The 18,064-nt window shown below is 61.3% G+C and carries 18 protein-coding genes and 1 tRNA gene; 9 read left to right on the forward strand and 10 right to left on the reverse strand.

Annotated features, from left to right (window positions below):
- The 4 genes from QB905_RS00005 to QB905_RS00020 form a co-directional block, all read left to right on the forward strand.
- Window positions 1–1,199: transglutaminase family protein (locus QB905_RS00005; protein WP_282972523.1), on the forward strand; the 1,199-nt coding region annotated here is incomplete at its 5' end.
- Between the two features lie 319 nt (window positions 1,200–1,518).
- Complete coding sequence (locus QB905_RS00010; protein ID WP_282972524.1) at window positions 1,519–2,700, forward strand: patatin-like phospholipase family protein; 1,182 nt, start codon at window positions 1,519–1,521, stop codon at window positions 2,698–2,700.
- A gap of 146 nt (window positions 2,701–2,846) precedes the next feature.
- A complete protein-coding gene (locus QB905_RS00015) occupies window positions 2,847–3,779 on the forward strand; it encodes a tetratricopeptide repeat protein (protein WP_282972525.1) in 933 nt (310 codons plus the stop codon).
- A gap of 154 nt (window positions 3,780–3,933) precedes the next feature.
- Window positions 3,934–4,008: transfer RNA gene (locus tag QB905_RS00020), tRNA-Val, on the forward strand.
- A 130-nt stretch (window positions 4,009–4,138) separates the two neighbouring features.
- Here the strand turns inward: QB905_RS00020 and QB905_RS00025 are convergent.
- Window positions 4,139–4,495: a response regulator gene (locus QB905_RS00025; protein WP_282975533.1), complete on the reverse strand. Its 357-nt coding sequence runs from the start codon at window positions 4,493–4,495 to the stop codon at window positions 4,139–4,141.
- A 147-nt stretch (window positions 4,496–4,642) separates the two neighbouring features.
- On the opposite strand from QB905_RS00025, the gene QB905_RS00030 reads away from it, so the two are divergent.
- Window positions 4,643–5,512: an N-formylglutamate amidohydrolase gene (locus QB905_RS00030; RefSeq protein ID WP_282972526.1), complete on the forward strand. Its 870-nt coding sequence runs from the start codon at window positions 4,643–4,645 to the stop codon at window positions 5,510–5,512.
- A 225-nt stretch (window positions 5,513–5,737) separates the two neighbouring features.
- Here QB905_RS00030 and QB905_RS00035 read toward each other — a convergent pair whose 3' ends face one another.
- Window positions 5,738–6,550, reverse strand: coding sequence for a DUF599 domain-containing protein (locus tag QB905_RS00035; RefSeq protein WP_282972527.1), 813 nt, complete (start codon window positions 6,548–6,550; stop codon window positions 5,738–5,740).
- 171 nt (window positions 6,551–6,721) lie between these two features.
- Here QB905_RS00035 and ppa point away from each other — a divergent pair, with 171 nt between their 5' ends.
- Entirely contained in the window at window positions 6,722–7,258 is a 537-nt protein-coding gene (gene ppa / locus QB905_RS00040; protein WP_282972528.1) for an inorganic diphosphatase, read from the forward strand.
- A gap of 78 nt (window positions 7,259–7,336) precedes the next feature.
- Here ppa and QB905_RS00045 read toward each other — a convergent pair whose 3' ends face one another.
- The 3 genes from QB905_RS00045 to QB905_RS00055 form a co-directional block, all read right to left on the reverse strand.
- Window positions 7,337–8,242: a response regulator gene (locus tag QB905_RS00045; protein ID WP_282972529.1), complete on the reverse strand. Its 906-nt coding sequence runs from the start codon at window positions 8,240–8,242 to the stop codon at window positions 7,337–7,339.
- Window positions 8,243–8,515: 273 nt separating this feature from the next.
- Window positions 8,516–9,805, reverse strand: a complete 1,290-nt coding sequence (locus QB905_RS00050) for an adenylosuccinate synthase (RefSeq protein ID WP_282972530.1) — start codon at window positions 9,803–9,805, stop codon at window positions 8,516–8,518.
- A 282-nt stretch (window positions 9,806–10,087) separates the two neighbouring features.
- Window positions 10,088–11,284, reverse strand: coding sequence for a phosphoserine transaminase (locus QB905_RS00055; protein WP_282972531.1), 1,197 nt, complete (start codon window positions 11,282–11,284; stop codon window positions 10,088–10,090).
- 356 nt (window positions 11,285–11,640) lie between these two features.
- On the opposite strand from QB905_RS00055, the gene QB905_RS00060 reads away from it, so the two are divergent.
- Window positions 11,641–12,036, forward strand: coding sequence for a hypothetical protein (locus QB905_RS00060; RefSeq protein ID WP_282972532.1), 396 nt, complete (start codon window positions 11,641–11,643; stop codon window positions 12,034–12,036).
- Between the two features lie 199 nt (window positions 12,037–12,235).
- On the opposite strand, the gene thiD is transcribed toward QB905_RS00060, so the two are convergent.
- Window positions 12,236–13,015: a bifunctional hydroxymethylpyrimidine kinase/phosphomethylpyrimidine kinase gene (gene thiD, locus QB905_RS00065; protein ID WP_282972533.1), complete on the reverse strand. Its 780-nt coding sequence runs from the start codon at window positions 13,013–13,015 to the stop codon at window positions 12,236–12,238.
- A gap of 66 nt (window positions 13,016–13,081) precedes the next feature.
- Here thiD and QB905_RS00070 point away from each other — a divergent pair, with 66 nt between their 5' ends.
- Window positions 13,082–13,342, forward strand: a complete 261-nt coding sequence (locus QB905_RS00070) for a DUF1653 domain-containing protein (protein ID WP_282972534.1) — start codon at window positions 13,082–13,084, stop codon at window positions 13,340–13,342.
- Window positions 13,339–13,689, forward strand: a complete 351-nt coding sequence (locus tag QB905_RS00075; RefSeq protein WP_282972535.1) for a hypothetical protein — start codon at window positions 13,339–13,341, stop codon at window positions 13,687–13,689. The genes QB905_RS00070 and QB905_RS00075 overlap by 4 nt, the downstream gene beginning before the upstream one ends.
- Window positions 13,690–13,801: 112 nt before the next feature.
- On the opposite strand, the gene folP is transcribed toward QB905_RS00075, so the two are convergent.
- From folP to murC, 4 genes are all read right to left on the reverse strand, one after another.
- On the reverse strand, window positions 13,802–14,638 hold the full coding sequence (gene folP / locus QB905_RS00080; protein WP_282972536.1) for a dihydropteroate synthase: 837 nt from the start codon (window positions 14,636–14,638) through the stop codon (window positions 13,802–13,804).
- Complete coding sequence (locus QB905_RS00085) at window positions 14,635–15,498, reverse strand: NAD(P)-dependent oxidoreductase (RefSeq protein ID WP_282972537.1); 864 nt, start codon at window positions 15,496–15,498, stop codon at window positions 14,635–14,637. The genes folP and QB905_RS00085 overlap by 4 nt, the downstream gene beginning before the upstream one ends.
- A gap of 193 nt (window positions 15,499–15,691) precedes the next feature.
- A complete protein-coding gene (gene murB / locus QB905_RS00090; protein WP_282972538.1) occupies window positions 15,692–16,606 on the reverse strand; it encodes a UDP-N-acetylmuramate dehydrogenase in 915 nt (304 codons plus the stop codon).
- On the reverse strand, window positions 16,603–18,042 hold the full coding sequence (gene murC, locus QB905_RS00095) for a UDP-N-acetylmuramate--L-alanine ligase (RefSeq protein ID WP_282972539.1): 1,440 nt from the start codon (window positions 18,040–18,042) through the stop codon (window positions 16,603–16,605). Before murC ends, murB begins: the two co-directional genes overlap by 4 nt.
- Window positions 18,043–18,064 lie beyond the last annotated feature (22 nt).

Below are 18,064 nucleotides of genomic sequence, written 5' to 3' on the forward strand. Positions count from 1 at the left end.
AATTCATGCTGGATGGCACGCGCGTCGGCACGGGCGGCGGCAATCACATCGTCATGGGGGCGGCGCAACCGTCCGACTCGCCCTTCCTGCGCAGGCCGGATGTGCTGGGCTCGATGCTGCGCTTCTGGCAGAACCATCCAAGCCTCTCCTATCTCTTTTCCGGCCTCTATATCGGCGCGACATCTCAGGCCCCACGCATCGACGAGGCGCGCCACGAAGCGCTGTATGAGCTGGAAATCGCGCTGAACAATCTGCCCGGTGGTGAGGCGGAATCGGCCCCCTGGCTGGTGGACCGGTTATTGCGCAACCTGCTGGTCGATTTGAGCGGCAATACCCACCGCGCCGAATTCTGCATCGACAAGCTGTATAGCCCCGACAGTGACCGCGGACGGCTGGGGCTTTTGGAAATGCGCGGCTATGAGATGAGCCCGCACCCGCAGATGAACCTGATTCAGGGCCTGCTGATCCGCGCCCTGGTCGCGGTCTTCTGGAAGACGCCCTATAAGGCGCCGCTGGTGCGCTGGGGCACGCAATTGCACGACCGTTTCATGCTGGGCCATTTCGTCCACGAAGATCTGGGCGAGGTGCTGGATCATCTGAAAACAAACGGGTTTGTCTTCGAGGCCGACTGGTTCATTCCCTTCTTCGATTTCCGCTTCCCTTCGGTGGGCAAGGTGCAGATCGGCGGGCTGACGCTCGAACTGAAAAGCGCGCTCGAACCGTGGCCGGTGATGGGCGAGGAGCCTTCGGGTGGCGGCACGTCGCGCGGCGTCGATTCGTCGGTTGAACGGCTGGAGGTGGTGCTGACGGGGGCGGTGCCCGATCAGCATGTCGTGACCTGCAATGGCCGCCGCCTGCCGCTGCAAGCCACGCGCGACGGCAGCACCCAGGTGGCGGGCGTGCGCTATAAGGCGTGGGCGCCGTATTCCAGCCTGCATCCCAATCTGCCGGTCAATTCGCCGCTGATTTTCGATGTGATCGACACGCGGCTGGAGCGCAGCCTTGGCGGTTGTCGCTATCACGTCATGCACCCCGGCGGGCGTAATTACGAAACCCTGCCGCTCAATGAGAACGAGGCCGAGGGCCGCCGCCTGTCGCGTTTCGAAGCCCCCACCCATACGGTGGGCCGGGTCAGGGTGCCGCCGATTGAGCACAATCCCGACTATCCGCGGACGCTCGATCTGCGCTGGAAGCCCTAAGGGCGGCTGACGTGAGCGTTTACAGCCTAAAGCAAGAACCCCCACCACCGCTTCGCTGCGCTCGCGGTCCCCCTCCCCGAATTTGAAGACAAATTCAGGGAGGTATAAGAGGTTGACGATCTATACCTCCCTGAAAACGGCTCCTATAGATGGGTCATTCCCGTCCTAGTCGCCCGCGAAAACGCATGGTAGCCTGATGTTCAACGAACAGAGGGGAGTAGCCTGAAGCCTCTGTACGGGCTGGACTGAGCAGGCATGGCTTGAAATGGCCATATTGCGGTGCAATATATGGCTGGTAATTGCATAGCGAGGGCTGCCCATGTCGTTCGACAATACCAAACCGTCGCCTAAAACCCTTCACCGCCGCCACCAGTTAAAACTGCCCTATGACCAGACCGTGCTGGTCATGCAGGGCGGCGGGGCGCTGGGCGCCTATCAGGCCGGGGCCTATGAGGTGTTGCACGAAAGCGGGGTCGAGCCCGACTGGATCGCCGGGATTTCGATCGGGGCGATCAATGCCGCCATCATCGCCGGCAATGCGCCCGAAGACCGGGTCAGGCATTTGCGCGCCTTCTGGGAAGAGATTTCCACCTCGGTGCCGGGGGAATCGCTGGCGCGCGGCCACGGCAGCGCCGAATTCGGCTTTCGTCAGTTGAGTGGCCTGCAAAGCCTGATGTCCGGCGTCAAAGGCTTTTTCCGCCCGTGGTTCTTCCTGCCGTGGTTCAACCGCGAGGGTACGCCCGAAGCGACCAGCTTTTACGATACGGCCCCTCTGCGCGAAACGCTTTTGCGCCATGTCGATTTCGACCGCATCAATAAGGGGCCGATGCGCCTCAGCCTGGGGACGGTGCATGTCAAGACCGGCAATTTCGTCTATTTCGACAGTCATGAACCGGAGCGCGTGATCGGGCCGGAACACGTCATGGCCTCGGCTGCCCTGCCGCCCGGTTTTCCGGCTGTCTATGTCGATGGCGAAGCCTATTGGGATGGCGGCCTCGTTTCCAATACGCCGCTGTCCTATGTGCTGGACGCCGGTGTGGCCAAGGATACGCTGATCTTTCAGATCGACCTGTTCAGCGCCGTGGGCCCCGTGCCGCAGAACATGGACGAGGTGCAGGAACGCATCAAGGACATCACCTATTCGAGCCGGACGCGCCTCAATACCGACGCCTTTCTCGAAAAATACCGGCTGCGTCACGCCATTCGCGCCCTGGCGCAGTATGTGCCCGAGGCCGATCTGGCACGGCTGTGCGACCAGCGCCTGCCCGCCGATGTCTTTGATGGCCGGGTCAGTCTGGTGCACATCATCAATCGCAGCAACCGCCGCGAGATTCAGGCGAAGGATTTCGAATTCTGGCGTGTGTCGATCGAAGGCCACTGGCGCGACGGGATGCGCGACGCCCGCACCGCTATGGCCGCCGAAACCTGGCGCGAATTCAGCGATCCCGATACCGGCCTTGCCGTTTACGACTACATGCGCCCCGACAGCGATGCACGATAAGCGTTGTGAACAGGCCGCAGGCTTGTGACAAATATGCTGCCATTTGAGAAAGATGACAAAATCATGGCGGGGCTACTGGCATAAATGGACGCGAACCTCATATAATCAGACTGAACAGTACGGTTTGATATGTGAGGGCTGTCGCCATGCGACGGATCATGATGTTTCTGGCGACGCTGGCGGCCCTGTCCGCCGCACCCGCCTTCGCCACTCAGGACGCCCTGGCCCTGCGCGATCAGCAGCGCCAGCCGGAGACGGCCGATATAGCGGCCTTGCAAAAGAAGGCGAGCGCTGGCGATGTGGCCTCAGAGCGCAGGCTGGCCGATGATTATTTCAGCGGTAACGGCGTGGCGCAGGATTTCGCGCAGGCCATCATCTGGTACACCAAGGCCGCCGAAACAGGCGATGCTGAGTCGCAGACCGAGCTGGGCCTGATGTATGCCAAGGGGCAGGGCGTGGCCAAAGACTATGCTCAGGCGCTGAACTGGACGCGCAAGGCCGCCGCTCAGGGCTATGCCGGGGCGCAGTATAATCTCGGCATCGCCTATGATAACGGCATCGGCGTGGCCCATGACGCGGCGCAGGCTTTCGGCTGGTACAAAGCCGCTGCCGCGCAGGGCTATGACATCGCGCAGTTCAATATCGGCAATATGTATGAGCTGGGCGACGGAGTGGCGCAGGACTATGCGCAGGCGCGGCTGTGGTATCAAAAGGCCGCCGATCAGGGTTATGCACCGGCGCAATATAATCTCGGCAATATGAATCTGAGCGGCGAGGGCGCGCTCGCCGATCCGGCAGCCGCCCTGTCGCTGATCGAAGCGTCGGCGCATCAGGGCTTTCCGCTGGCCCAGAGCCGTCTGGCGGCCCTCTATTATCAGGGCGTCGGTGTGACGGCTGACAAGGTGACGGCCTATGCCTGGGCCCTGCTGGCGGCAGAAGGCGGCGATGGCGATGCGCGCGACATGCTGACGGCGATGGATAGTGGTCACGAACTGACCAATGATGAGCTGGCGCGGGCGGCGCAGGTGGCCGATAAGCTGGCCGATCAACTGGCGAAAAGCGCGGCTGACGGGGCCTGATTGAATTTTCCGCAGAAAAACGCCATAAAACACATGGCGGCGCTTGCCACGCGACGAGGGCTTGGTTATACACCCGCTCCTCGGTCGGCCCAAGGCTTTGCCGGGAAAGCGCGCAACCTTCCCAGGAAGCGAAGCGTGAGAGCAAGATGAAGATGGGCGCTTAGCTCAGCGGGAGAGCACTTCGTTGACATCGAAGGGGTCACTGGTTCAATCCCAGTAGTGCCCACCATCTTCAAAAAAAGCGTCCGGTCGTTCCGGGCGCTTTTTTGCTGTTTGGGGTATCCTGACAAAGAAATCCCCCCTCCGCCGCCGACAAGCGGCGGCACCTCCCCCGTAAACGGGGGAGGATGAAAGATTTATCAGGCAGCGATCAAACGTTCGACCTCGGTGACGATTTCGCGCAAATGCACGGGCTTTTCGAGCACCTTGGCATTCGGCGAGGCCTTTTTAGCATTGAGTGCCACGGCGGCGAAGCCGGTGATGAACATGATCTTGAGATCAGGCTGGCGTTCGGCGGCGCGCTTGGCCACCTCGATGCCATCGGCGCCCGGCATGACGATGTCGGTCAGCAGCAGGTCATAGGGGCCATTGTCGAGCGCCAGTATGGCCGTGTCGCCATCGGCGCAGCTCACCACCTCATAACCGGCGCGTTGCAGGGCGCGCGTCAGGAAGCTGCGCACGGAATCCTCATCTTCGGCGAGCAGGATTTTTTTCATCTGGTCTGTCATGACGGCCCCGGAAACTCTGTATCTTAATCGCCTGGCGGCGCTTGTCATCAAGTTTGCCGCCGGATCGTAAATTAGGCATGAAGACGTGGCAGGAATGTCCTATTAAAATCCTAACATGCCGATTATGATCTGCCGATGAACGCGCCTTCTCCCCAGCTCTGGCAGGTTGTGCACAGGCCCGACGACGCTGTGGCCATTGCGCGACCGGAACAGCCGTGTCGCATCGTGTACAGCCTGCCGCACAGCGGACGTTATTATCCTGACAGCTTTATCGCCTCGGCGCAGGCTTCGGGGCCGGCTTTGCGCGCCAGCGAGGACGCTTTCGTCGATGCGATGGTGTCGCCGCAGGCCCTGGGCGTGCATGGCGTGACCGGTCTTTATGCCCGCGCCTTTTGCGACGTCAACCGCCATCCGCTCGAACTCGATGCACGCCTGATCCGTGGCAGGCTGCCCAGGGCCGCCCTGAGCCTGAGTGCGCGCGTCAAGGCCGGTTATGGCGTGATTGCCCGCCGCCTGAGCGCCGATCAGGAAATCTATCGCCAGCCGCTCGATATGGACGAGGTCAATCTCAGGCTCGATCTGATCCACCGGCCCTATCACGAGGCCCTGCTTGGCCGTTTGCTGGCCGCCCGCCAATCTGCCCGGGCCGTCCTTCTTATCGACTGGCATTCGATGCCGAGTGCGGCGCTCAGCTATCTGGCGGCGCATGAGGCACGGCCCGACATCGTGCTGGGCAATCGCTATGGGGAAAGCTGCGGCGAGGGGCTGGTGCGTCAGGTGCGGGGGTTTCTGGAGGGACGGGGCTTGCGCGTCGGCCTCAACAAACCGTTCGCCGGCGGCTATATTGTCGAGCATTACGGCAGGCCGTCTGCCGGGGTCGAGGCCTTGCAGATCGAGATCAACCGCGCCATCTATATGGACGAAGCCGCCTTGCAGCCTCATGCGGGCGCTGAGCGCCTCAAGGCGATTTTCGCGGAGATGACCGCCATGCTCCTGTCGTCCTGACCCGGCTGGTTGACCCGGCCCGATGGCGGCCAAAAAAAAGGCCGCGCTCAACGGCGCGGCCAAGTCTACAGGGAGGAAACGCCCAGGAAGGGCATCGACGTCGAAACGTCGAACAAGTTGAATGTAGTTTGCGGTGCAAAATAAAGCAACCCAAATCATGTGTAACAGTGATCACGTATGGTTACAAAACGCCGCTTTCCAAAGGTTTCTTTGTGATCCGGCGTTTCAGAAGTCGCCGCGCTCCGTTTGCGCCGCACCATTTTGGCTGTTGCTGTCAGCATGTGCGGGCTGGATGGGCCGGGTCGGCGTCGGATAGGGATGGGCGTCGAGCAGTTCGCGCAGGCGGCGCATCCCGTGCGATGCGCGTGAAAAAGACTGGCGCCACACCAGCAGGGCCACGGCGCCGCCGGTGGCCACGATCAGCGCCTCGGGGCCGAAAAGCCAGGCACCGGCGGCCAGCGAAAAATAATAGCCGCGCACGCCTTGCGAAAAATTGGACATGGCTGGCTCCAGAATATCGAACATGGCGTCGCCGAACTGGCTCGCCGTTTCGGCGTCCATATTGTCGGGCAGGGAGCCGATTCCGGCGGCGCAGTAATTGATCTGGCGGATCGACCAGATGAAATTGAGCAGGCCGCGCGTCAGACAGGCCAGAACGAGGGCCAGCTTGAACTGAAGCAGGTGCGGCGAGGAAATATCGATGCCGAGCGCCTGCGCCGACTGGATCGGCACCTGGCCGCCGAACAGAACCCCGGCAACGGCGGCGATCAGGATCAGATTGGCCGAGGAAAAATTGGTGGCCGAATTGACGCCGTGGGCGATCAGGTTGGAATCGAACAGCTTGAAGCTGCGGATCACCATTTCGCGCATCCAGGCATGGCGCACCACGCTGAGATCCCTGGCGATCACCCCGGCTTTTCTGGATGCGGCCCGTAAAAATGGCTCGTAGCCGAACCAGCACAGGATGAAAAAGGTCAGGGCCAGCAGATCGAGCGGGCTGTGCAGCAGGTGCAGTATGGAGGGCAGGAGGACGGACATGAAGGGCCTCAGGCGAAGGAATGGAGAATCGCGGGCCATCCTACCGCGATGAGGCCTGCGGCGCTAAGCCAATTCCATTAAAGATGCCCGATCCGCTGTTTCTCGCTTGTGCGAGAGTGGGCAAACCCCTATGACAGCCGCAAAGTTTTTGTTCAAAAGTCGAAAAAGATCATGAATATCGATAAAATCTCCGTCGGGGTCAATGCGCCCTGGGACATCAATGCCATCATCGAAATCCCGCAGGGCGGCCTGCCGGTGAAATACGAAATGGACAAGGATTCGGGCGCTCTGTTCGTGGACCGCTTCCTCTACACCTCCATGTTCTATCCCGGCAATTATGGCTTTATCCCCCATACCCTGGCCGATGATGGCGATCCGTGCGACGTGATGGTGGTAGGGCCGACGCCGGTTTATCCGGGCGTGGTGATCCGTTGCCGCCCGATCGGCGCGCTGGTGATGGAAGACGAGGCGGGCCGCGACGAGAAAATCCTCGCCGTGCCGGTCGATAAGCTGCACCCCTTCTATACGGACGTGGCCAGCTATCGCCAGATGCCGCAAATCTTCATCGACCAGATCACGCACTTTTTTGCCCACTACAAGGATCTGGAAAAGAACAAGACGACCAATGTCATCGGCTGGGTCGAACCCGAAGCCGCCGCCCAGTTGATCCGCGAAGGCCAGGAGCGCCTGGCGCAAAAGATCGGCTGATCCGATCGGCCTGAGGCTGTGAAAAGGCCGGTCATGCGTACCGGCCTTTTTATTTATGTGAGCGATTGAGTTTACGGCTTAAATCGCAATCGATTGCCGGGGATCGTGAACATCTTCGGCGATGGAGCGGGTGGATTTTCCTTCGTCCGCGCCCGCTTCTGCCGTATCCTCGCCGAACAGCTTGTTGGCGAAACGGTTGGCGGCGGCGGCCTTGTCCATGCCCAGACCTTCCATCATGGCCATGACCTGAGGCTCCAGCGTGGTGCGGGACAGGGCTTTGGCGCGCAGATCCTGCACCACGGCGGCCACTGCATGGGTGAATTTCGGATTGCGGATCATCTTGCAGGCCGGCACGATAATCTGCATCTGCTGCATGATCGATGTGGTGGCGGCGTTTACGTCTTCATCGAAAATATCGAGTGAGGCGCGCAGCAAACGCACCGCCTCCTCCACCGCTATCTTCAGCCCGCCATTATCGCCCCGGCGCTTCTTCTGACCCTTGTAATTGCCGGTATTGAAGCTGCGGCGGCACGGCCCGACATAGGCGCTGACCTCGATCCATTCACGCGGCTTGAACAGCACGTTTTGCAGGCGGGTCAGCAGGTCCTGCCAGGCGAAGGGCTTGGCCAGCACTTCGTGAATACCGGCATTGCGTGCCTCGTTGAGCTGCTCAGCCGTCACCTCCGACTTCATCATCAGCACGGGCACGGCCTTAGCGCGCACCTGGCTGCGGCGCAGATCGCGCGTAAAGGCGATGCCGTCGATTGTGGCGGTCTTGTATTCGGTCATGATCAGTTGCGGATCGAAGTCCGGCAACATGGCCATGCCTTTACGGTCATCGCTCTCTATAACGATATTATCGCAGCCCAGCACACGCAGCATGTCGGCCAGCATCCGCGCATAGGCCGGATTGCCTTCCAGTATCAGCACGCGGCTCATATGCTGGCGCAAACGGGACTGCAATTTGGGATCGAGAGCGAACATTCAGCTAAACCCGGCGAGGATCATTTCGTCGAGCTTAGCGCAGCAGCGTAAAAATTCGTTTAGGCGGTAAGGTTAATGGCGCGGAAACTTTGCCGACTAATACCAACTTGCGCGGACCTGAACCTATTTGGGTGCAAGTTGGTATTCGTTTTTTTGCAGCTCAAGCGCCGCCAATCTTCTTTGATTAAGAATGGGCTCGCCGCATACGCGGCGACGCGCAGTCGCGCTTGCCAAGCTGCGATGAGTCAAAGTCATCGCAGCTTGGTATAACCCTTAATCCTGAAACGGATCGCGCATCAGGATCGTATCCTCACGTTCAGGACTGGTGGACAGAAGCGCCACCGGCGCGCCGATCAGTTCTTCGATGCGGCGGACATATTTGACCGCATTGCCCGGTAGGTCTTTCCACGACCGCGCGCCCTGCGTGCTGTCGCTCCAGCCTTCCATCTCCTCATAGACCGGCTCGATACCGGCCTGGGCGTTAAAACCGGCAGGCAGGTAATCAAGCATCTGGCCATTGACCTTATAGCCGACGCACACCTTGATGACATCCAAGCCGTCGAGAATATCGAGCTTGGTCAGGGCAATGCCGTCAATGCCGTTGATGGCGATCGACTGGCGCGCCAGCACGGCGTCGAGCCAGCCGACGCGGCGGGCGCGGCCTGTGACGGTGCCGAACTCATGGCCGCGTGCGGCGATACCCTTGCCGACCTCATCAAACAGCTCGGTGGGGAAGGGGCCGGAACCAACGCGGGTGGTATAGGCTTTCAGGATGCCCAGCACATAGCCGACGCTTTTCGGCCCCATGCCCGAACCCGCGGCGGCCTGACCGGCCACGGTGTTGGACGAGGTGACGAACGGATAGGTGCCGTGGTCAATGTCGAGCAAAGCGCCTTGCGCGCCCTCAAACAGGATGCGCTTGCCTTCGTGTTTCGCCTTGTCGAGCACATACCAGGCGGGCTTGACGTGGCTGAGCAGGCGCGGCGCAATGTCTTTCAATTTGGCCACCAGGGCGGCGACATCGACATCGGGCAGGCCCAGCCCGCTGCGCAGAGCATTATGGTGGGCCAGCAGGCGTTCGATCTTGGCGTCGAGCCCATCGAGGTCTTCGAGATCGGCCACGCGAATGGCGCGGCGGCCCACCTTGTCTTCATAGGCCGGGCCGATGCCGCGGCCCGTCGTGCCGATCTTGCCGGCCCCGGCAGCGGCTTCGCGGGCAATATCGAGTTCGGAATGGATCGGCAAGATCAGGCAGGCATTGTCGGCGATGACCAGCAGGTCAGGCGTAATGCTCAGGCCTTGCGCCTCGACGCGGGCGATTTCATCAAACAGGGCCCACGGATCGATGACCACGCCATTGCCGATGATCGACAGCTTGCCCTGCACCACGCCCGAAGGGAGCAGGCTCAGCTTATACACCTTGCCATCCACCACCAGCGTATGACCGGCATTATGCCCGCCCTGAAAGCGCACGACGACATCGGCGCGATTGGACAGCCAGTCCACCAGCTTGCCCTTGCCTTCATCGCCCCACTGGGCACCGATTACGGTTACGTTTGCCAAGATGATTACTCCGGTCACAGAATATTGCAGCGCAGTCCTTAAGCCCTGCGCCTGTTAGCCGGTGGCACCCTATAGAGCAGGAATCGGGGATTGTAACTCTCTTTTTTTGCTCAGACGCCGCAGCCCCCGCATCTATCGCAACATAGAAGCGCTTCATATTTTTTCCTTCCCCGTTTACGGGGAAGGATAATAGAGCTGCACCCGATTTCCCCTTTACGCGGCCCGATTCCCCTTTACGCGGGACGAACCTATTGAGGCCTCAAGCCTGAATGTCGACCCGTCCTAAACCGTTTCCAGCGCCGCCAGCGCCTCGGCATAGGCCCATTCCAGCCACGGTTTGAGCGCGTCGATATCGTCGGCTTCGACCGTGCAGCCGCACCAGATGCGCAGGCCCGGCGGGGCGGCGCGATAGGCGGTGACATCAAACGCCACGCCTTCGATTTCGAGCAGCGAGCCGATCTTCCCCGCCAGCTTCGCCTGCACCTCGGCGGATTGACTGGTGATGGCCGGATCGGTGAATTTCAGGCACACCGACGTGGTGGAGCGCTGTTCGGGAACTTCGGCCACGAAATCGATCCACGGCGTCTTTTCCACCCATTCGGCCAGGGCGCGAAAATTATTGTTGCAGCGGAAGATCAGCCCTTCCAGCCCGCCCTGATAGGTCGCCCATTTCAGCGCGTCGAGAAAGTCTTCGATGATCAGGAAGGAAAAGGTGTTGATCGCGTCGCCGCCTAAAATTTTGTCGTCAGCCAAAGCGCCCTTCTTCAGGCGCATCACCTTGGGGATCGGACGGCCCGAATCGAAGCTGTTGAGCCGCTCGACCGCCTTGGGCGACAGGATCAGCACGCCGATGCCCGCCTCGCCGCCCAGCGCCTTCTGAAACGAGAAGGTGGCGACATCAATGCTGTCCCACGGCAGTTCCATGCAGAAGGCCGCCGAGGTGGCGTCGCACAAAACCAGACCGCCATTTTTATGCGTTTTGTGAGCTTTCAGGAAGTCACCATCCGGCACGCGCACGCCCGATGTGGTGCCGTTCCACGGGAAGACGAGATCGGCTTCGGGGTCGATCTTCGTCAGGTCGGGCAGGCGGCCATAGGGGGCGCTCAGAACTTCGGCGTCCAGTTTCAGGTGGTTGACCGCATCATCGCCCCAGAGCTGGCCGAAGCTTTCATAGGCCAGAAGCTGCACCTTGCGCGGGCCAAGCAGGTTCCACATGGCGGCTTCGAAGGCGCCCGTATCCGAACCGGGCATCATGAAGACCTGATAATCGGCGGGAATTTCCAGAATCGAGCGCGTCAGATCCAGCGCCTGACGGATGCGCGCCACCGTCACCTTCGAGCGGTTAGACCGGCCCACCGGCGCATTTTCGAGCGCCTTGACGCTCCAGCCCGGACGCTTCGCGGTCGGGCCGGAGGAGAACCACGGCCTCTCCGGCGCGCGGGGTGGCTTTTGGGTGGGGGTGGCGGGTGTGGAGGACATGCGAAAACCCTTTAACTGGCACCGAACGGACGCTGGATTTACCGCTGGCTATGCGCTTTCAGCGCTTTCAGGGCAAGCTTTTTGCCGCCGGCCTTCCGCAAAAAAATGCGCATGAGGCAAAAAAATATAACGCGCCCTTTTGGCTGCATTTCAAAAATGTCAAAGCTGACATGCTTCACGACGCGGCCACGGCTTATAGTTCAGGCGCTGATCGCAAGCCCCCCGCGTCTTTGCGGCCAGATTGCGTCCGCCAGATGAACCGAGACTGAAACGCGCGGTTCAGATTAGGCTCACCCGGCCCATGTAATCTGACCTCATCGCTGATCAACAGCGACATAACCAGAGGAATTAAGATCATGAAGACCCAAAAGACCACCAAGTCGCTGATCGCCACCGCCGCCCTGATCGCCGCCGTGGCCACCAGCCTGACCGTTGTGTCCATCCCGGCCACCGCTTCCGCCGCCCCGATGCACATGCACCCCGTCGCCGTCAAGATGGATATGCGCGCCTCCGCCCAGATCGATGGCCGCATCCACAATCTGCGCAACGACATCCGCGAGGGTCAGCGCACCCGCCACTTAAGCCAGCGCGAAGCCAACCGCCTGACCAGCCAGCTCAACAGCGTGGCCAGCCTGAAGCGTTCCTATGATCGCCACGGCCTGACCCGTTCGGAAATCGCCACGCTCAATGGCAAGCTCGACGTGCTGAACGGCCGTATCCACGTTCAGGCCAATGATCGCAACCGTCGTTAAACCGGGATGAGTTTGCATCGCCTGACCTTCCCTTCTCCCCTTGGCTTAAAAGGGGAGAAGGTGGCCTGAACGCAGTGAAGGCCGGATGAGGGGCTTGGTGGCGACACAAAGATTGCCCCTCACCCGGTCGCCTTCGCCTAAAGGCTTGGCTCCCGTCCTCTCCCCTTAAAAAGGGGAGAGGGGAAGGCTGCGATTACATTCAAAGCAGCCAGTTATGGCGCAGGGGCCCATGCCCTTGGCCCAGACCGGGGGCCATCAGGATCGCCCCGCCGATATAGTCCTTGGCAAGGCCGACCGCTTCATCGAGCGGTCGGCCTTCGCGCATTAGGGCGGCACACGCCGAGGCCAGGGTGCAGCCCGTGCCGTGGGTATGGCGGGTATCGATGCGCGGGCCTGCGAAGCGAAAGGTCTGTTTCGGCGTGACCAGCCAATCGACCACCTCATCACCCGGCATATGGCCGCCCTTCATCAGCACGTTTTTTGCCCCCATCTGCAACAATGCCTCACCGGCGGCGCGCATATCGTCTTCGCTGTCGATGGCAAGCCCAGTCAGGGCATGGGCTTCGGGCACATTGGGGGTTAACAGATCGGCCAGCGGCACCAGCAGGGCCTTCATGGCATCGACCGCCTGATCGGCCAGCAGGGCATGGCCGCCCTTGGCCACCATGACCGGATCGACCACGGTGAACAGGCGCGCGCCTTCGATCACCTCCGACACGACCTCCAGCGTCGCCACATCTCCGAGCATCCCCGTCTTGATCGCATCAGCGCCGATGTCATCGAGGCAGGCGCGCGCCTGCGCCCGGATGAAATCGGGCGGCACGGCCATCACGTCGGATACCCCCAGCGTATTCTGCACGGTCAGGGCGGTGATGGCGGTCATGGCATAGCCGCCGAGGCAGGTGACGGTCTTGATGTCGGCCTGAATGCCCGCCCCACCCGACGAATCCGAACCGGCAATGATAAGAACGCGGTGCATAACGGGATAATCCTGACGACTCGAAGACACATGGTATAGTAGCGAGAATCCATCTAGGAAATCGTTATGCCCCTGACAACCTCGTTTTACAAAAGCGACATCAAGCGTGGCACCTATCGGCATTATAAAGGCAAGCTTTACAAGGTGTTCGGCACGGTCAGACATTCCGAAACAGAGGAAACTCTGGTGCTGTACGCCCCGCATGGACAAGAGGCGGGCGAGGCTGTGCTGTGGGTGCGGCCATTGGCCATGTTTGGCGAAACGGTCGAAACGGAGCAGGGGCCTCAGCCGCGCTTTGCCTTTGTCGAGGACATCATCCATCCATGAAGGACGCGCGCTGGAACGAGTTGCAGCCCGAAGCCTTCGCCGAGCGCGACCATCCGGTGCTGCGCGCGGCGCGCAACACGCTGATTCTGGTGCGTCTCAACCGTATCGGCCACGCTGATGATCTGCTCAGCTTTGAAATCCTGGCCGGGCGGCTGATCCGCGCCAATCGCACCGAAGGCTTCGTGCTGGAACTGACCGGCAAGAAATCGGGCGAGGAATTTTATCTGCCGCTGGTGCCCGCCGCCTTCAAACTGCAACCGCCGGGGCGTTACCGGCTTAGTTGCGGCACGGTGGTCAGCGACCCGATGTTCCTCGCCGCCTTCGATATTTACCAACCGCTTTCATAAGGCATTTTGCCATGCTCGACAAACTGCTGCACGACTCATTTCTGATCTGGCTGGTCGTCGCCTTCGTGCTGCTCGGCGGCTTTTACCTGCTGCAAAAACCGAAGAAATAGGCCTATCCCCGCAAGGCCCGCATCAACCGCAGAGCCTGCTTCATCTCGGCCACATCGTGCACGCGCACCATGTTCGCACCCTGCTGCACGGCATGGAGATGGACGGCAATATCGGCCCCCAGCCGCGCGTCCGGCCCCGAAGGCTCGGCCCCCTCGCGTTCTTCCAGCGCCGCGATAAAACGCTTGCGCGACGCCGCCATCACCAGCGGAAAGCCATGCGAGGCCAGGCGCTTCGTGGCGCGGATCAGGGCCAGATTATGATCGAGATTTTTACCAAAGCCGATGCCGGGATCCAGCCAGAGATGCTCGCGCCTGACGCCCGCCTTTATGGCCGCCTCGGCGCGTTCCAGCAGATAGGATTCGACCTCGGCCACCACGTCTTCGTACCACGGATTGGACTGCATGGTGCGCGGTTCGCCGCGCATGTGCATCAGGATGATGTCGGAGCCAAAGCGCGCCGCCACCTCCAGACTGTCAGGGCTGTGGGTGAGGGCGGTCACGTCGTTCCACACACTGGCCCCGGCATGGCGCGCCTCTTCGGCCACTTCGGGCTTCAGCGTATCGACGCTGATCGGCGTATCGGTGAGGCGTGACAGAGCCGAAATCAGCGGCACAACGCGGTTGATCTCCTCTTCCAGCGTCACCGGATGGGCACCGGGCCGGGTCGATTCGCCGCCGATGTCGATCAGGTCGGCCCCGGCTTCGATCAGGCCCTGCGCATGGGACAGCGCCGCCTCCAGTCCGGTAAACCGCCCGCCGTCGGAAAAGCTGTCGGGCGTGACATTGACCACGCCCATGATCAGCGGCCCCCGCGCGGCATGGAGGTCGCGCAGGCTCATCCGGCGTCTCTTTGCGCCAGCAAGGACAGGGCGGTGAGATCGAGATGGCCTTCGCCACCGTCGATCAGCCGTTGCAGGCGTGCGCGCAGCAGATCGTTGAGCGGCATGACAACGCCCAGCGCACCCGCCGCTTCACCGGCCAGACGCATATCCTTGGCGGCCAGGGACGCGCCAAAACCGGCGGGCTCGAAGGTTTCTTTGACGATCATCGCGCCGTAATTCTTATAGATCGGCGCATTGAACAGGGTCGAGGTCAGGAAGTCGAGAAACTGGCCCTTATCGGCCCCGCCCTGCGTCACCAAAGCCATCGCTTCGCCAAGCGCTTCGGTCAGGGACACGATCAGGAAATTCCCGGCCAGCTTAATCAGATTGGCGGTGGAGGGCTTATCGGCGAAGACCTCGATCTTCTGGCCGATGATCTCAAGCAGCGGCATGGCCTTGGCCATATCGGCGGGCGATCCGGCGGCCGTGATGAACAGCTTGCCCTCGGCGGCGGCGGCGGGACGGCCAAACACCGGCGCGCTGACAAAGCCCTGATTCTTCGCCGTGTGCGCCTCGCTCAGCCGGTCGGCCAGCGCCACGCTGATGGTGGACAGCGAAATATGCAAGCCGCCTGCGGGCAGGTGATCGAGGATAGCGGCGCTTATGCCCTCCAGCGCTGCATCATCGGACAGCATGGTGAAAACCACCTCGCCCATCGCCGCTTCAGCGGGGATCGCCGCCAGCTTCGCGCCCGCCGCCACCAGCGCATCGGCGCGCGACGCCGTGCGGTTCCAGACGGTGAGTTCATGCCCGGCGCGCAGCAGGTTGGGCGCAATCGCCGCCCCCATATTGCCAAGGCCGATAAAACCGATTTTCATCATGTAGCTCCTTATCTTCATCCTCCCCTGTAGCGCAGCGTACGGGGGAGGTGTCAGCGTGAAGGCGCTGACGGAGGGGGGGATCTGTCATTTGAAGCGGTAACTTCAAACATGGCTCATTCTGATCGTGCTTGCCCCCTCCAGCGAGACTAGCTCGCCACCTCCCCCGTAAACAGGGGAGGATAAGGGGAGCTTACCTGTGCGTCCGGCCGATGCGCTTGATTTCCCATTGCAGCTCGATGCCGAGGCGATCTTTCACCTCGGCGCGCACCGTCTCGCCCAGACCTTCGAGGTCGGTGGCCGTGGCGTCGCCGGTATTGATCATGAAATTGGAATGCAGTTCGGAGAACTTGGCCCCGCCATACATGCGTCCGCGCCAACCCGCCTCATCGACGCATTGCCAGGCCGACTTGCTCTCAGGGTTTTTGAAGGTCGAGCCGCCGGTCTTTTCGCGGATTGGCTGGGTCTGTTCGCGGCGCGCCGTGATCGCCTCCATCCGCTCGGTCACAGCCGCCGGATCGTCCGGCGTGCCCTGATACAGAGCGCCGATATAGACCAGATTGTCCGGCTTGGAATGACGGTACGCATAGCCCATATCGGCATTGGAAAGCGTCACCCGTTCGCCAGCCCGCGTGATCGCATAGGCCTCGACCAGCACATCCTTGGTTTCCGCGCCATAGCAGCCAGCATTCATGACGATGGCGCCGCCGATGGTGCCCGGTACGCCGCGATAAAATTCGAGGCCCGCAATGCCGTTTTGCGCCGCTATCCGGGCCACCTGCGCATCCAAGGCCGCCGCCCCGGCCCAAAGCTGAGCATCCCCGCGCGGTTCGACATCGGCGAAATTGCGTCCCAGCCGGATGACCACGCCTTCGACGCCACCATCGCGCACCAAAAGGTTCGAGCCAACGCCGATGGTCAGAACCGGAATGCCGGGATCGAGCCTTTTCAGGAAATCGCTTAAGTCCGCCACATCTTCGGGCAGGAAGACCACATCCGCCGGGCCACCGACGCGAAACCAGGTAAACGGCGCCAGATCGGCGCGGTACATCATCTTGCCGCGCACCGGCGGCAGTTCGCTGATCCAGTGTTTCGATTCGTGGCTCATAATTTGAGCGCCTCAAGCTGGCCCGGCAGGGCATAGGCCCACTGCGTAATATCGCCCGCCCCCAGCAGCACAACGAGATCGCCCGACTTGGCTTCACTGGCCACCAGAGAGGCCAGATGGGCGGGTGTGTCGAGCGCCATCACATTGCGGTGGCCGAAGCGATGCAGGGCTTCCACCAGAGCCGCCTTATCGACGCCTTCGATGGGCGCTTCGCCCGCCGTATAGACATCGGCGACGATCACCGTGTCGGCGTCGTTGAAACAGGTGGCGAACTCGGTCATCAGGTCGCGCAGCCGCGTATAGCGGTGCGGCTGGACGACGGCGATCACCCGGCCCCCATTCTTGCCCTGACCTGTGACCTGACGGGCGGCGCGTAACACGGCGGCGATTTCGACCGGATGGTGGCCATAATCATCAATGACGCGCACGCCATCGGAGGTGACGCCCGTGGTGGTGAAACGGCGCTTGACCCCGCCGAAACCGGCCAGACCTTTGCGGATCGCGTCTTCGCTGACGCCCAGTTCGCGCGCCACGGCGATGGCGGCGGTGGCGTTGGAGACATTGTGATTGCCAGTCATCGGCAGTTTCAGCTTTTCCCACGTAAAGGCATCCGCGCCCGCAGGCTGGAAAATCACGTCGAAACACGCGCCTTCCGGGCCAAAATCAATATTGACGCAGCGCACCTCAGCCTGCGGACTGGTGCCATAGGGGATCAGGCGGCGGTTATCAATGCGCGCCGCCAGGGCCTGCACTTCGGGATGGTCGATACAGACGGCGGCGAAGCCATAAAACGGGATGTTTTCGACGAAATCGCAGAAGCCTTTTTTGACCGCATCGAAATCGCCCCAGTGATCGAGGTGTTCGGCGTCGATATTGGTGACGATGGCCAGGGTCGATTTCAGGCGCAGAAAAGAACCGTCGGATTCGTCGGCCTCGACCACGATCCATTCACCATCGCCCACCTTGGCATTGGTGCCATAGGCATTGATGATGCCGCCGTTGACGACCGTGGGATCCATGCCGCCCGCATCGAGCAGACAGGCCACCATCGAGGTGGTGGTGGTCTTGCCGTGCGTGCCGCCCACCGCGATGGAGAATTGCAGCCGCATCAGTTCGGCCAGCATTTCAGCGCGGCGCACCAACGGAATGCGGCGGCGGCGCGCCTCCAGCATTTCGGGATTATCGGCTTTCACCGCCGTCGAATAGACAAGCGCACACACGCCTTCGGTGACGTGTTCGGGGGCGTGGCCGATGAAGATTTTCGCGCCCAGCTTTTCCAGCCGCTCGGTATTGGCCGAGACTTTTGCGTCAGAGCCCTGCACGGCATAGCCGATTTTCAGCATGATTTCGGCAATGCCGCTCATGCCGATGCCGCCAATGCCGACAAAATGGACGGGGCCGAGATCAAAGGGGGTGGGACGCTTGCTATGGGCCATGAGGTCGTTTCACAGAATAAAA

The sequence above is a fragment of the Asticcacaulis sp. EMRT-3 genome (genome assembly GCF_030027245.1).
GTDB lineage: Bacteria > Pseudomonadota > Alphaproteobacteria > Caulobacterales > Caulobacteraceae > Asticcacaulis.

Coding starts and splice junctions, on each gene's coding strand:
- QB905_RS00045 (WP_282972529.1), bottom strand. CDS start 8,242: ATGTTCGCTCTCGATCCCAAATTGCAGTCCCGTTTGCGCCAGCATATG.
- ppa (WP_282972528.1), top strand. CDS start 6,722: ATGAATATCGATAAAATCTCCGTCGGGGTCAATGCGCCCTGGGACATC.
- QB905_RS00015 (WP_282972525.1), top strand. CDS start 2,847: ATGCGACGGATCATGATGTTTCTGGCGACGCTGGCGGCCCTGTCCGCC.
- QB905_RS00085 (WP_282972537.1), bottom strand. CDS start 15,498: ATGAAAATCGGTTTTATCGGCCTTGGCAATATGGGGGCGGCGATTGCG.
- QB905_RS00010 (WP_282972524.1), top strand. CDS start 1,519: ATGTCGTTCGACAATACCAAACCGTCGCCTAAAACCCTTCACCGCCGC.
- QB905_RS00025 (WP_282975533.1), bottom strand. CDS start 4,495: ATGAAAAAAATCCTGCTCGCCGAAGATGAGGATTCCGTGCGCAGCTTC.
- QB905_RS00055 (WP_282972531.1), bottom strand. CDS start 11,284: ATGTCCTCCACACCCGCCACCCCCACCCAAAAGCCACCCCGCGCGCCG.
- QB905_RS00070 (WP_282972534.1), top strand. CDS start 13,082: ATGCCCCTGACAACCTCGTTTTACAAAAGCGACATCAAGCGTGGCACC.
- murB (WP_282972538.1), bottom strand. CDS start 16,606: ATGAGCCACGAATCGAAACACTGGATCAGCGAACTGCCGCCGGTGCGC.
- QB905_RS00060 (WP_282972532.1), top strand. CDS start 11,641: ATGAAGACCCAAAAGACCACCAAGTCGCTGATCGCCACCGCCGCCCTG.
- QB905_RS00030 (WP_282972526.1), top strand. CDS start 4,643: ATGAACGCGCCTTCTCCCCAGCTCTGGCAGGTTGTGCACAGGCCCGAC.
- QB905_RS00075 (WP_282972535.1), top strand. CDS start 13,339: ATGAAGGACGCGCGCTGGAACGAGTTGCAGCCCGAAGCCTTCGCCGAG.
- folP (WP_282972536.1), bottom strand. CDS start 14,638: ATGAGCCTGCGCGACCTCCATGCCGCGCGGGGGCCGCTGATCATGGGC.
- QB905_RS00035 (WP_282972527.1), bottom strand. CDS start 6,550: ATGTCCGTCCTCCTGCCCTCCATACTGCACCTGCTGCACAGCCCGCTC.
- murC (WP_282972539.1), bottom strand. CDS start 18,042: ATGGCCCATAGCAAGCGTCCCACCCCCTTTGATCTCGGCCCCGTCCAT.
- thiD (WP_282972533.1), bottom strand. CDS start 13,015: ATGCACCGCGTTCTTATCATTGCCGGTTCGGATTCGTCGGGTGGGGCG.